The following is a 13,914-nucleotide window of genomic DNA, read 5'->3' as shown; positions in this document are numbered from 1 at the left end:
TAGATTCAATTTATAGCTCAATTATGCCGACCAATCCCGTAATACTCAAAACCCAGCTCAGTCATCGACTGGGGCTCATACAGATTACGCCCATCAAAAATGATCGGGTTTCTCATCGCCTGCTTTAGATGATCAAAATCAGGGCTACGGAATGCCTTCCATTCGGTCACAATGATTAGTGCGCTAGCCCCTGCTAAGGCATCTTCCGGAGTTTTTACTAAGGAAACTTTTTGAAGTTGATCGGGTTTTCCTTGAAAATCGATCTCAAAGGCATGGTGTGCCTCAGGCATTGCAACAGGATCATGAGCCATCACCTGTGCTCCACGCTTGACCAACTCTGCAATAATGAAACGACTGGGTGCTTCACGCATATCATCCGTATTAGGTTTAAAAGCCAAACCCCATACCGCAAATCGATGATTCGAAAGATCGTCACCAAAACGTTTGGTGATCTTCTCAATCAAGATCGTTTTTTGTTGGCGATTCACTGCCTCGACAGCTTCTAAGATTTTTAAATCACGCCCATGCTGTAAAGCAGTTTTGGTCAAGGCCGATACATCCTTTGGAAAGCAAGAGCCTCCATAGCCCGTTCCTGCGTATAAAAATCCATAGCCAATCCGTGAGTCTGAACCAATCCCTTGGCGAACGGCCTCAATATCAGCTCCAACCGCATCCGCTAAATTGGCAAGCTCATTCATAAAGGAGATGCGGGTAGCCAGCATTGCATTAGCAGCGTATTTTGTGAGCTCAGCACTCTTCACATCCATGTAATAGGTGCGCTCGTGATGACGATTAAATGGAGCATAAAGTTTGCGCATCAATTCTTTGGCGCGCAGTCCTGCGGCATCCTGATGAGTACCAATCACAATGCGATCGGGGCGCATGAAATCCTCAACCGCAGCACCCTCCTTCAAAAACTCAGGGTTGGAGACCACTGAGCACCATGCAGGATCTAAATTGCGCTTTTTTAATTCTTCGGTGATGGCTTCGGTCACCTTCTCAGCAGTGCCAACCGGCACCGTTGACTTATCGACGATGACCTTAGGGCCATTCATATGTTTGCCAATATTACGTGCTGCAGCAATCACATACTGCAAATCGGCTGAGCCATCTTCATCCGGCGGTGTACCCACCGCAATAAACTGAATTTCACCATGTTGAACAGCCGCTGCCACATTGGTCGAGAATTGAATGCGTCCAGCTGCGCGATTACGGGCAATCATCTCCTGCAATCCTGGTTCGTATATTGGAACGCCGCCCGAATTTAAGATATCGATCTTTTTCTGGTCGAGATCTAAACAAAAAACGGTATTACCGAGTTCGGCTAGACACGCCCCGGTAACCAGACCCACATAGCCACTGCCAACAATGGTAACTTTCAATCTTTATCCCCAAATGTCGAATATTAACTGGATGATTTGCGTGCTTAATTACATTGACGGACCACTCGGAACCGCGCCCTCAGTGCGTCGGGGTGAGTATGCCTCCCAATGATTACAGCCAGGACATTGCCAATAAAAACGCCTTGCCCGAAATCCACAATTTCCACAGGTATACCGTGCCAAAGCAGTTGTCCGCTGCTTAAGTAAGCCAAGTGTTGACTTTAAATCCGCCACCCGTGTCTCTGGACCAGTAACTTCTGCCAAGGCTAAACGAGTCTCCGCCAGCTTCGATAAAGCACTGAGCGTCGGAGAATGCTGCATGACATCGACCAACATGGCTTCAGCCGCCTGAGCCCCCCGAATTTGCATCATATGCTTATGCACGATGTCCAAGAGCTCACCAATGGCTTGAGTTTTGAGGAGAGCGAGTAATTGATCTAAACCAAGATCTACTTGGTTGACAGCATGATGTGCAGCCATCCACCGATCGGCTACTAAATGCATATAGGCAGGATTCTCTTTCGCCACAATTGCCCAAACATCAATCGCCTGCTGGGGGCGCTCGTTGGCCAAATAGTAATCACCCTGCAAGATTAAGGCTCTAGCATGGTTTGGAATTGCAGATAGGGCATGATGGATCGCCCCCTCAGCCTCAGGAAAATCAGTGCGTCGCAGCGCCTCTTGCGCAATCTCGCAATAAAACTGCGCAATTTCCAATTGATGGCTTTTATCTTGCAAACCCTGAAGTTCATTGGCAGCAATAATGGCTTTTTTCCAATCCTTCTCAATTTGATACATCTCGAGAAGACTTTCTTTGGCCGGTATGGCATATTTGCCAGCACCGACTTGATTGAGAGACGCCTCAGCACGATCCAATAGACCGGCACGCAAGAAATCCCGGCCTAACTCATATGCGGCATGATCTCGATCACGCGGTTTCAGATCTTCACGGTTGGCCAGATGTTGATGAACGCGAATCGCGCGCTCGGTCTCACCACGACGGCGAAACAAATTACCTAATGAAAAATGCAGATCCACTGTCTCTGGATCCAATTGGGCAACCTTGACCAAGGTTTCAATCGCCTGATCGGGCTGCTCATTGAGCAATAGGTTCAAACCCTTAAACGTTGAGCGTTGTTGTTTTAGTCGCTCACGCTCATCTTGACGCGCCTCTAAACGCAGATCCCAACGAGAGGCTAGCCAACCCAAACCGAAGAAGATGGGGATTAGGAGTAACCAACCGGTTTCAATTTGAATCATTTCAGTGGCGAATGAATAGTTTAGATCCCTAGGAGATCTGCCACTACAGAATTAGGCACCCGAGCTACCTGAGTCAAGAATAATTTTTTGATCGAGCGGCTTGTAATCAACGCGCTCACGGAGTTCTTTGCCTGGCTTGAAATGGGGGACGCGCTTTTCTGGAATAAGGACCTTCTCACCCGATTTTGGATTGCGTCCAGTACGAGCAGGTCGATGATGCAAAACAAAACTGCCCACACCACGTAACTCAATACGCTTGCCTTCAGCTAAGGCTTGGGTCATGGTGTCTAGCAAGGTTTTTACTGCTAGCTCCACATCGCGAGGCAAGAGTTGCGGAAATTGCTCCGCAAGGCTCTCAACCAGCTCAGAACGGGTTATCGCTTGGTGCTCTTGATCTGACATAGTCTAATTAGCCCGCCACCCAAGGGGTGGCGGAATCACCTTAGCTTTGATTATCCATCTTCGCCTTCAACAGGGCGCCAAGATTGGTTGTACCAGAGCCAGCATCACCCTGTAACTTATTCATGGCATCTTGTTGATCAGCACTATCTTTTGCCTTGATCGATAAATTAATCGAACGCGATTTACGATCGATATTAATGATCATGGCAGTAACAGAATCACCCTCTTTCAGCGCATTGCGTGCATCTTCAACCCGATCGGTTGAGATCTCTGAGGCGCGCAGATAACCTTCGACCTCATCAGCGAGGGCAATCACAGCACCTTTAGCATCAACGCTCTTCACGGTACCAGTCACCATGCTGCCTTTATCACTGGTCGACGTAAAGTTGTTAAAGGGGTCGCCTGACATTTGCTTGATGCCCAGGGAGATACGCTCCTTCTCAACATCAATCGCTAAGACAACAGCTTCTAATTCATCGCCTTTCTTGAAGGCCTTAACGGCCTCTTCGCCAGGCTCATTCCAAGATAAGTCAGACAGGTGAACTAAACCATCGATTCCACCGGGCAGGCCAATAAAGACGCCGAAGTCGGTGATGGACTTAATTGCCCCTTTGATCTTGTCACCCTTTTGATGGCTGCGCGAGAACTCTTCCCATGGATTTGCTTTGCATTGCTTAATACCTAAGCTAATACGACGCTTATCTTCATCAATGTCTAAGACCATCACTTCTACTTCGGTTCCCAAAGCGACTGCCTTGCTTGGGGCCACATTCTTATTGGTCCAATCCATTTCAGAGACGTGTACCAAGCCTTCAATGCCACTCTCGATTTCAACGAACGCGCCGTAATCAGTCAGATTGGTGACCTTACCAAAGAGGCGTGTATTGGGTGGGTAACGACGGGCAATACCAACCCAAGGATCGTCGCCTAATTGCTTAATGCCTAATGAAACGCGGTTTTTCTCTTGGTCAAACTTCAGAATCTTAGCGGTTACTTCTTGACCCACCGTCAGCATTTCGCTGGGGTGACGCACACGACGCCAAGCCAAGTCAGTAATGTGGAGAAGACCATCAATACCGCCAAGATCAACGAATGCACCGTAATCGGTAATGTTCTTAATGGTGCCCTGAACAACGCTACCCTCTTGAAGGTTAGACATCATCTTCGCACGCTCTTCACCTTGGCTAGCTTCAACCACGGCGCGACGCGAAAGAACCACGTTATTACGCTTACGATCTAGCTTAATGACCTTAAACTCCATGGTCTTGCCTTCATAAGGGCTGGTATCTTTAATTGGACGGGTATCGACGAGCGATCCAGGCAAAAAGGCACGAATGCCATTTACCATGACGGTCAAGCCGCCCTTCACCTTACCAGTCACCGTACCGGTAACGATCTCAGCCCCTTCAAGAGCTTTCTCGAGGTTCATCCAAGACGCAAGGCGTTTTGCTTTATCACGCGACAAAATCGTATCGCCATAGCCATTTTCTAAGGCGTCAATTGCGACAGATACGAAATCACCAGGGTTAACTTCGAGTTCGCCCTGGTCATTTTGGAATTCTTCAACGGGTATGAATGCTTCGGACTTTAGGCCGGCATTTACAACCACAAAATTATGATCAATACGAACGACTTCGGCCGAAATAACCTGGCCGGTTTTCATATTAGAACGAGTTAGGGATTCTTCAAATAGTGCTGCAAAAGATTCAGACATGAGGTTCACTTTGTGCCGCCAATTACTGACGGGTTAGGTTAATAAAACTTAAGCTAGCGGTTTTTACCGTAGGTGCTAACTTAAGCGCCAAACTTCAACTTCTACTTCTAATTTCTATTTACTTCTTGGTACCAAGAAAGTACCTGCTCAACTGCCTGATCAATCGATAAGTTCGAGGTATCGAGCAAATGCGCCCCTTCAACTTGTTTTAGAGGCGCGGTTGCTCGTTGAATGTCTCGAGCGTCTCGTTCCTGCAAATCTTGCAAAAGGACATCCATTCTAGCAGAAATTCCCTTAGCGATCAATTGCTTATATCGACGCTCCGCTCGAGCCTGCACACTGGCCGTCAAAAATACCTTTAAAACGGCATCCGTAAAGATCCGGCTTGCCATGTCCCGGCCATCGGCCACTAAGCCTGGGGGCCTCCGAAACCCTTTTTGGAGTGCCAACAGGGCATCTCGCACCTCTGGATAAACCGCGATTTGGGATGCCAAAACCCCAATGGACTCATCTCGAATAGCCTCTGTGACATCCATATTTCCAAGAAAAATCAGACCGTTTTTAAATTCAATCCGCATGGCGAGGGCAAGCTCACCCAAAGCGCGGCTATCAGATGGCGAAATACCCTTTTGTTGGCTGGCAAGCGCTACCAGACGATACAGGGCGCCACTATCCAAATAATGGAAGCCAAGACGGTTGGCAACTTGCATTGCCACCGTCCCTTTGCCTGAGGCGGTGGGCCCATCAATTGCAATGACCGGGGGAAGGCTCAACCCAAATACTCCTTCATAGGAAATTAATACGTAATTCGTGCCAACTCTGAAAAGTAATGCGGAAATGTTTTAGCAACGCACTGAGGATCGTTAATCACCATTGGCTTTGGACCGAATGCTGCTAAGGAGAAGCACATCGCCATCCGATGATCGTCATAAGTATCGATTCCCTGCGGCGGGGTCTGCCATTGCTCATTACTTAATGGATGAATCTCAATGAAATCCTCACCCTCATGAACCACTGCCCCTAATTTACGCAGTTCGGTTGCCATCGCTGCAATTCGGTCTGTTTCTTTCACCCGCCAGCTAGCAATCTTCTCTAAGCGTGTTTTTCCTTGAGCAAATAATGCCATCACGGCTAAGGTCATCGCTGCATCTGGGATTGTGGTGCAATCAATCGTAATGCCTCGCAATCTTCCATCGGCATGAACAACACCGCCCGTCTCAAGAAAATCATCGCCGCGCAGCACTCTTGCCCCCATTTGCTCGATGGCATCTGCAAAGGCAATATCGCCCTGAATACTGGCCTTACCAACCCCAAGAACCCGCACTGGACCACGACCAAGCACGCCGGCTGCCAAAAAATAGGATGCCGAGGATGCGTCACCCTCGACCCAGAGTGTTTGAGGACTTTTGTACACAACTCCAGCTTGAGTGGGCGCAATCACAAACTGTTGGGGCGTTGGATTGCTAACCTCTACACCAAACCGAGCCATCAATTGAATGGTGATATCGATGTACGGTCTAGAAATTAACTCACCAATCACTTCAATTTGAATTGGTTTACGGGCTAGGAGAGGCAGCGCCATTAATAGAGCCGTCAGAAATTGACTGGAGACATCGCCCCTAACCCGAATCACCTCAGGTAAGGCAAGCTTACCTGCATGGATTTGAATGGGTGGATAACCGACCGCTTGCTCATAATCAATCTGCGCACCAATTTGCGAAAGTCCATCAACCAAATCACCAATCGGTCGCTCATGCATCCGTGGCACTCCAGAGAGTCGATACTCACCCTCTTGCATCACTAATGCCGCGGTGAGCGGCCGAATCGCAGTTCCTGCATTGCCCATGAATAAGTCAGCGCGCTTGACTGGGAAAACACCGGCGCAACCTGTCACCTCACAATCATGACCATGATCCTCAGCCTTCACGCCCAATTGACGTAAGGCATTACGCATCACCTGAGTGTCATCGGCATCAAGTAGTTGCTTAAGAGTAGTCGTACCGCTTGCTAATGCAGCGAGCAACAATGCGCGATTCGAAATACTTTTTGATCCAGGCAGGGTCATCTGACCCTTGGCGCCTTGGAACGGTCCAATCTGCAATGACTCACTCGCCATTACGACTCTTCCCACCGTTTGCGAGCTTCACTGGCTTTCAGAAAAACTTTCTCAAGCGCTTGCGAATCCTCCTTAGCAATCAGCTCACGTAAAGCATGCGCAATCACGAGGTATTGATCTAGCTCTTTCAGGATCGCCGATTTATTAGCAAGGCAAATATCGCGCCACATCTCAGGGCTCGAGGCAGCAATCCGCGTGAAATCCCGAAATCCAGCGCCGGCATGACCAAGCTTTTGATCTGCATCTTCGGAGTTCAGCACGCTTGTCATTAATGCATACGACAGTAAATGAGGCAAATGCGAAACCGCTGCGTAGATTGCATCGTGCTGAATTGCCGATATCCGTTTAATGCGCGACCCCAATGCCTGCCAAAAACTCTCGACCAAAGCCACATCCGCTGCGGAGTTCTCTTGCAACTGACAAATAATGGTTTGCTTTCCCTGAAATAAATCGGCCTTCGCTGCTACCACGCCATGCTGCGCTCCACCCGCAATGGGATGGGCTGGAACAAATTGACAAGCCTTCTTGCCCAAAACCTCTTTGGCCGCCACAATCAAATCACTTTTAGTACTACCTGCGTCGGTAATTAATGTGTGCGGATTGAGATGCGGTTCAATCGTTTGAAAACATGCGCGCATTTGTGCAACGGGGACGCACAAAACAATCCACTGGGCCTTTTTACTTGCACCCTCAAGGTCATCAATACGATCAATCGCGCCTAGTTTTTTGGCCTCTTCAAGATTGCTTGCGCTTCGACCTACGCCGATCACTTCAGTAACGACCCCCGCCTTCTTAAGCGCTAAGCCAATCGATCCACCAATCAGACCAACACCAACAATGGCGACCGTTCCAAACTGATTGCGGCTCATGCGCTGCCCTGTGACTGATTCAGAATGGCGTTGAGGGCTTGAATGCAAATAGCATTCTCTTCTGGCAAGCCGATCGAGATTCTGAGCCACTGTGGCAGCCCATAGTTACCAACAGGCCGCACAATCACACCCCGCTTTAATAACTCGCGGTTAACGCGTCCACCGGCTTCGTTGTCATTGCCCACCTTCACTAAAACAAAATTTCCGGATGAAGGTAAATAGGCTAAGCCCATTTGATCAAACGCCTGGGTCAACTGTTGATAACCGGCTCGATTTAACTCATAGCCTTGCTGTAAAAATGCTTCGTCACCCAAGGCGGCAATAGCCGCTGCTTGCGCCAAACTATTCACATTAAAGGGCTGTCGAATTCGATTTAACAAATCGGTTAAATGGGGTTGCGCGATACCATATCCGATGCGAAGCCCTGCTAATCCATAGGCTTTTGAAAAGCTGCGTGAGACCACTAAATTGGGATATTTTTTTACCCAAGCAATTGCGTCGTAGCGCTGCTCTGGGGCAAGGTATTCGTTATATGCCTCGTCTAATACCACCACCACATGTGCAGGCATCGCAGATAAAAATGCTTCAATGGCTTTTGGTTGCAAGTAACTACCGGTTGGATTATTTGGGTTCGCTACGAATACTAACTTGGCAGTTTCCCCCAGTGATTGCACGGTCTGCAGCATGGCCGACAGATCATGTCCATACCCTGCATCGGCAGCAACCTCCACTGCTTTTGCGCCAATCGCTTGGGTTGCCAAAGGGTAAACCGCAAACGCGTGTTCAGAAAATACGACGGCGTCGCCAGCATGTGCTACCGCTCTAGCGGTGAGCTCCAAAATATCGTTGCTACCATTTCCCAAGGTAATCCAGTCTTCTGGAACCCCCAGACGCTTGGATAAAACACGTTTAAGCTCAAAACCATTGGAATCTGGATAGCGGCCCAGATCATTGGCAGCACGCAACATCGCTTCCTTAGCCGACGTTGGCATACCTAAAGGGTTTTCATTGGAGGCCAACTTTACGATCGCGCTTTCGTCTAAACCAAACTCACGCGCTACCTCGCTAATGGGTCTACCGCCAACATAGGGTGCAATTGCATGCACATGATCTAAGCCAATTTTTTTGGTCATGAATCAGACTCTTAATTTTTAGCGCGGGGATAGGAGCCCAGGTTTTTATAAAAAGCAGCAATCGTTTTTAACTCAGCAATCGCCGTAGCTACTTTGCCATCACTCGCATGTCCATCAATATCGATATAAAAGTGGTATTCCCAAGACCCCTTGCGAGCCGGCCGCGACTCAAACCGCGTCATCGAAACCCCATGTTTTGCTAATGGCCCCAGTAGGTGATGAACAGCCCCGGGTTGATTGGCGACTGACAACACCAGAGATGTTTGATCTTGACCACATGGCTGACAAGCGTATTGGCCGATCACCACAAACCGTGTACGGTTGTTTGGATCATCCTGGATCTGCGCTGAAACAATTTGCAAACCATAGGCCAATTGAGCTGGCTCACCAGCAATCGCAGCAATACTTGGATCTTGACTGGCCATCCGAGCAGCCTCGGCATTGCTACTAACAGCCTGCCGATGCAATTGAGGCGCATGCACGCTTAACCATTGTTGGCATTGAGCCAAGGCCTGAGCATGAGCACAAACTGTTTTTACACCATCCAAACTTCCATGCTTGGTTAAGAGGTGATGCCGAATGGGCAAGACTACCTCACCGCTAATTTGCAATGGACTTTCTAGCAATAAATCCAAGGTTCGCGAAACCGCGCCTTCACTGGAGTTCTCAACAGGAACAACTCCAAAGGTGGCAGCCCCCTTTTCAACCGCCTTAAAGACCTCATCCAAACTCGCGCATGGTAAGCCATCAATCGACTGCCCAAAGAATTGATGCGCTGCTTGCTCCGAGAAGGTACCGGTTGGACCCAAATATGCGATGGTTTGTTTGGATTCGAGTGCGCGACATGCCGACATGATTTCGCGCCAGATCGAAGCAAGGCCATCTGGCAATAATGGGCCAGGATTCTTTTGTAAAACATTCTGAATCACCTGGTTCTCTCGCTCAGGACGAAAAATCGGGGTTGATGACTCGTTCTTAATGTGACCCACTTCTTGAGCAGCCCTTGCACGCTTCGATAAAAGCTCTAAGAGCTCTTGATCGATCGCATCAATCTGAGCACGTAGCGGAGCTAACCGTTGATCATCATTTGACATTAGGCACGCCTTTCAAACTCACGCATGAACTCCACCAAGGTCTCAACGCCAGCAATCGGCATGGCGTTGTAGACACTGGCGCGCATCCCTCCTGCAGCCTTATGGCCACGTAAAGCCGCCAAGCCCGCAGCGCTAGATTGTTCCAAAAACTCTGCATTTAAACCTTCGTCTTTCAGAAAGAATGTGACATTGGTTCTCGAGCGGCACTTTGGATCCACGCGGTTTTCATAGAGAGAGCTTTGATCAATGAATCCATACAGTAGGGATGATTTCTGTTGACTGCGGCGCTCCATCTCCGCCACGCCACCTTGCCGCTTGATCCATTCAAATACTAAGCCGGAAACATAAATTGGGAAAGTAGGAGGAGTATTGAACATCGATTGATTTGCTGCCTCTTTAGCCCAATCCCAGATTGAAGGAGTAATCGGCATCGCGTGCCCCATTAAGTCCTTGCGCACAATCACAATAGTGACCCCAGCGGGGCCAATATTCTTCTGAGCACCAGCGAAAAGTACGCCACACTCGCTCACGTTCATGGCTTTTGAAAGAATATTGCTCGAGATATCAGCAACTAAAGGGGTCTTGCCAAGCTTTGGAAACTCAGCAAATTCAACGCCGCCAATCGTCTCATTGGCACAAATATGCACGTAGGCCGCATCTTCGGACAGGGTCCATGTCTGTTGTTCGGGAATCGACCGAAACCCTTGCGCTTGTGAACTCGCAGCGATGTGGGCTTCCCCGTATTTTTGCGCTTCTTTGACTGATTTCTCAGACCAAATCCCGGTCACTACAAAATCTGCCTTGGGTTCCTTGGCTAAGGGCATCAGGTTCATCGGAATCGCCGCATTTTGACCAATTCCGCCACCCTGCAAGAGCAAGATTTCGTAATCGTTTGGAATGGCCATAAGCTCGCGAAGATCGGCTAAGGTTTTTTCATAGACCGCCATAAACTCTTTGCTGCGGTGACTAATCTCCATCACGCTGGTGCCGAGGCCCTGCCAATTCAACAGTTCATCGCGAGCTTGCTGTAATACCTCTTCAGGTAAGGTTGCTGGCCCCGCTGCGAAGTTATAAATGCGGCGGTCAAAACTCATCATGAAGTCCGGTTAGTTGAAGCTTTGCTTAGGCATCAGGTGCTGCATCGGATTCGCTATTGCTTTGCGCATCGCCTACGTCGTCGCCATCTTCATCCGAATCACTCTCTGCGATGCGCTGCAATCCAGATAAATGGGTTCCCTCATCGACGTTAATCAGAGTAACGCCCTGTGTGGCACGACCCATCTCCCGAATCTCTGATACCCGCGTACGAACGAGTACTCCACCAGTAGTAATCAACATAATTTGATCCTCTGGGGAAACCAAAGCTGCAGCAACGACCTTACCATTTCGCTCACTCGTCTGAATCGCAATCATGCCTTTCGTACCGCGCCCATGACGGGTGTACTCAGCAATCGGGGTGCGCTTACCGTAACCATTCTCGGTTGCGGTTAACACACTATTTGGCGCTGCTGCATCTTCAACTACGGCCACAGCCCCCTCGGCAACTTCCGCAGGCGCAACTAGCATGGCAATCACCTCTTGACCGTCAGACAAATTCATGCCACGGACACCGCGCGCGGTTCGACCCATGGGTCGCACATCATTCTCATCAAAACGAACAGCTTTACCTGCATCCGAGAACAACATCACATCATGCTTGCCGTCTGTGATGGCTGCCCCAACCAAAAAGTCGCCCTCATCCAAGTCAACCGCAATGATTCCGGCCTTACGAGGATTCGAAAAATCCGATAAACGGGTTTTCTTCACAGTGCCTCGGCGAGTTGCCATAAACACATAGTGATCCTCTTGATAGCCCTGAATCGGCAGAATCACTGTGATCTTTTCGCCCTCTACCAGTGGGAACATGTTGACAATTGGCTTGCCGCGCGAAGTCCGACTTCCTTGCGGAACCTCCCAAACTTTTAACCAATACATCCGACCTCGGTCGGAGAAACACAAAATCGTATCGTGGGTATTGGCGACAAACAGAGTATCGATCCAGTCCTCGTCTTTAGTAGCCGCAGCTTGCTTACCTCGACCCCCACGCTTTTGCGCCCGGTATTCGCTTAAAGGCTGGCTCTTCATATATCCAGCGTGAGAGAGTGTGACCACCATATCGGTCGGAGTAATTAGATCTTCCGTAAACAGCTCTGTGGCGTTCATTTCAATATAAGAACGACGACCCGAGTCACTGCCCTCTGAACCAAACTCTGCCTTCACCTCAAGTAACTCAGTTTCAATGACTTTGGTGACACGCTCAGGCTTTGCGAGCAGATCCAATAAATCAGCAATCTGATCCATCACCTCTTTATACTCATTCACGATCTTGTCTTGTTCAAGACCAGTTAAGCGCTGCAGGCGCATTTGCAAAATTTCTTGGGCTTGATCATCGGATAAGCGATAGAGTCCGCTGTCTTGCATGCCATATTCTGGCAAGAGGCCCTCGGGCCGGAAGGCATTGCGACCACCGGGAGCCTCGCCCTCAGCACGAGCTAGCATCTCACGCACTAATGAAGAGTCCCAGGCCTCTGCCATTAACTCCTGTTTGGCAACGACTGGATTAGCAGCTGCCTTGATGATGGCAATGAATCGATCGATATTGGCAAGGGCAACGGCCAAGCCCTCAAGCACATGGCCCCGTTCGCGCGCTTTGCGTAACTCAAATATGGTGCGCCGGGTAATCACCTCACGGCGATGCGCCAAGAAATACTCGAGCATTTGTTTGAGATTGAGGAGTCTTGGCTGATTGTCGACCAAGGCCACCATATTCATACCGAAGTTATCTTGAAGCTGAGTACTCTTGTATAAATTATTCAGAACGACTTCGGGCACTTCACCGCGCTTGAGTTCAATCACAACCCGCATCCCCGACTTGTCAGACTCATCGCGCAAATCTGAGATGCCCTCAATTTTCTTCTCGTTAACCAGCTCAGCAATGCGCTCAAGCAGGTTTTTCTTATTTACTTGATAAGGCAACTCATCCACAATAATCGCTTGACGCTGGCCCTTGTCCATGTCTTCAAAATGGGTCTTGGCCCGCATCACGACGCGGCCTCGTCCAGTGCGATACCCCTCGCGAACTCCTTGAACGCCATAAATAATTCCAGCGGTCGGGAAATCAGGTGCCGGAATGATCTCAATGAGCTCATCGATCGTGCAATCCGGCTGATGCAAGACATGCAAACAGGCCCTGATCACTTCATCCAAATTATGGGGAGGAATATTGGTGGCCATACCCACCGCAATGCCGGAGGAGCCGTTAATTAGTAGGTTGGGAACTTTTGCAGGAAGAATGAGCGGTTCTTTTTCACTGCCGTCGTAGTTGGGCCCAAAATCAACGGTTTCTTTATCTAGGTCAGCTAATAGCTCATGGGCGATCTTGCGCAGACGAATCTCGGTATAACGCATCGCCGCGGCGTTGTCGCCATCGACCGATCCAAAGTTACCCTGACCATCGACCAACATGTAGCGCAACGAGAAATCCTGGGCCATGCGAACGATCGTGTCATAAACCGCCGTATCGCCATGGGGATGGTATTTACCGATCACATCACCCACGATACGGGCAGATTTCTTAAAAGCCCGGTTCCAATCGTTGTTTAATTCATACATGGCGTATAAAACCCGGCGGTGTACGGGTTTTAACCCATCCCGCACGTCCGGCAAGGCTCGGCCGACGATTACGCTCATGGCGTAGTCCAGATAGGACCGCCGCATTTCGTCTTCTAGGGATATCGGGAGAGTTTCTTTAGCGGCTTGTTCCATCTCGAAATAATATCATTTCACAGACACATAACCTGTGCTAATATTCCGATAGTTAGTACCTATTTATGTTGTAGCGCTTTAGGCTTTTTTGGGCTTTTAGGCGATTCGGTTGCATTAATTTATTAAATGTTTTTTGAGGA

Annotated in this window: 10 protein-coding genes and 1 pseudogene; all 11 read right to left on the bottom strand. The window is 49.1% G+C overall.

Going from position 1 to position 13,914, the window contains the following annotated elements; genetic code table 11:
- Positions 1-17 precede the first annotated feature (17 nt).
- The 11 genes and pseudogenes from AOC32_RS02415 to gyrA all read right to left on the bottom strand — a co-directional run bounded on the left by AOC32_RS02415 (position 18) and on the right by gyrA (position 13,774).
- The gene (locus AOC32_RS02415) at positions 18-1,382 is read right to left on the bottom strand and encodes a UDP-glucose dehydrogenase family protein (protein ID WP_108507962.1); all 1,365 of its coding nucleotides are present in this window, start codon (positions 1,380-1,382) and stop codon (positions 18-20) included.
- Positions 1,383-1,430: 48 nt separating this feature from the next.
- A complete protein-coding gene (lapB, locus tag AOC32_RS02410) occupies positions 1,431-2,642 on the bottom strand; it encodes a lipopolysaccharide assembly protein LapB (protein ID WP_108507961.1) in 1,212 nt (403 codons plus the stop codon).
- Positions 2,643-2,747: 105 nt separating this feature from the next.
- Positions 2,748-3,044 (bottom strand): annotated as a pseudogene (locus AOC32_RS02405) (integration host factor subunit beta); the annotation flags it as partial.
- Between the two features lie 40 nt (positions 3,045-3,084).
- On the bottom strand, positions 3,085-4,758 hold the full coding sequence (gene rpsA, locus AOC32_RS02400) for a 30S ribosomal protein S1 (RefSeq protein ID WP_108507959.1): 1,674 nt from the start codon (positions 4,756-4,758) through the stop codon (positions 3,085-3,087).
- Positions 4,759-4,865: 107 nt separating this feature from the next.
- A complete protein-coding gene (gene cmk / locus AOC32_RS02395; protein WP_108507958.1) occupies positions 4,866-5,531 on the bottom strand; it encodes a (d)CMP kinase in 666 nt (221 codons plus the stop codon).
- 23 nt (positions 5,532-5,554) lie between these two features.
- Entirely contained in the window at positions 5,555-6,874 is a 1,320-nt protein-coding gene (aroA, locus tag AOC32_RS02390; RefSeq protein ID WP_108507957.1) for a 3-phosphoshikimate 1-carboxyvinyltransferase, read from the bottom strand.
- The gene (locus tag AOC32_RS02385; protein WP_108507956.1) at positions 6,874-7,743 is read right to left on the bottom strand and encodes a prephenate dehydrogenase; all 870 of its coding nucleotides are present in this window, start codon (positions 7,741-7,743) and stop codon (positions 6,874-6,876) included. The genes aroA and AOC32_RS02385 overlap by 1 nt, the downstream gene beginning before the upstream one ends.
- Complete coding sequence (gene hisC, locus AOC32_RS02380) at positions 7,740-8,876, bottom strand: histidinol-phosphate transaminase (protein WP_108507955.1); 1,137 nt, start codon at positions 8,874-8,876, stop codon at positions 7,740-7,742. Before hisC ends, AOC32_RS02385 begins: the two co-directional genes overlap by 4 nt.
- 11 nt (positions 8,877-8,887) lie before the next feature.
- Positions 8,888-9,970 (bottom strand): prephenate dehydratase, encoded by a 1,083-nt coding sequence (pheA, locus tag AOC32_RS02375; protein ID WP_108507954.1) that lies wholly within the window; start codon positions 9,968-9,970, stop codon positions 8,888-8,890.
- Positions 9,970-11,064, bottom strand: coding sequence for a 3-phosphoserine/phosphohydroxythreonine transaminase (serC, locus tag AOC32_RS02370; RefSeq protein ID WP_108509304.1), 1,095 nt, complete (start codon positions 11,062-11,064; stop codon positions 9,970-9,972). Before serC ends, pheA begins: the two co-directional genes overlap by 1 nt.
- A gap of 28 nt (positions 11,065-11,092) precedes the next feature.
- Positions 11,093-13,774 carry a DNA gyrase subunit A gene (gene gyrA / locus AOC32_RS02365; RefSeq protein WP_108507953.1) on the bottom strand — a complete coding sequence of 894 codons (2,682 nt, stop codon included), beginning with the start codon at positions 13,772-13,774 and terminating at the stop codon, positions 11,093-11,095.
- Between the last annotated feature and the right edge of the window lie 140 nt (positions 13,775-13,914).

This window comes from Polynucleobacter acidiphobus, from assembly GCF_003065385.1.
GTDB lineage: Bacteria > Pseudomonadota > Gammaproteobacteria > Burkholderiales > Burkholderiaceae > Polynucleobacter > Polynucleobacter acidiphobus.
The sequence above is the reverse complement of the archived record's forward strand: the minus strand, read 5'-3'. Positions and strand labels throughout refer to the sequence as shown.

What these genes read in the sequence shown, in the direction of transcription:
- lapB (WP_108507961.1), bottom strand. Translation starts at nt 2,642, where the DNA reads ATGATTCAAATTGAAACCGGTTGGTTACTCCTAATCCCCATCTTCTTC.
- rpsA (WP_108507959.1), bottom strand. Translation starts at nt 4,758, where the DNA reads ATGTCTGAATCTTTTGCAGCACTATTTGAAGAATCCCTAACTCGTTCT.
- aroA (WP_108507957.1), bottom strand. Translation starts at nt 6,874, where the DNA reads ATGGCGAGTGAGTCATTGCAGATTGGACCGTTCCAAGGCGCCAAGGGT.
- AOC32_RS02385 (WP_108507956.1), bottom strand. Translation starts at nt 7,743, where the DNA reads ATGAGCCGCAATCAGTTTGGAACGGTCGCCATTGTTGGTGTTGGTCTG.
- hisC (WP_108507955.1), bottom strand. Translation starts at nt 8,876, where the DNA reads ATGACCAAAAAAATTGGCTTAGATCATGTGCATGCAATTGCACCCTAT.
- pheA (WP_108507954.1), bottom strand. Translation starts at nt 9,970, where the DNA reads ATGTCAAATGATGATCAACGGTTAGCTCCGCTACGTGCTCAGATTGAT.
- serC (WP_108509304.1), bottom strand. Translation starts at nt 11,064, where the DNA reads ATGAGTTTTGACCGCCGCATTTATAACTTCGCAGCGGGGCCAGCAACC.
- gyrA (WP_108507953.1), bottom strand. Translation starts at nt 13,774, where the DNA reads ATGGAACAAGCCGCTAAAGAAACTCTCCCGATATCCCTAGAAGACGAA.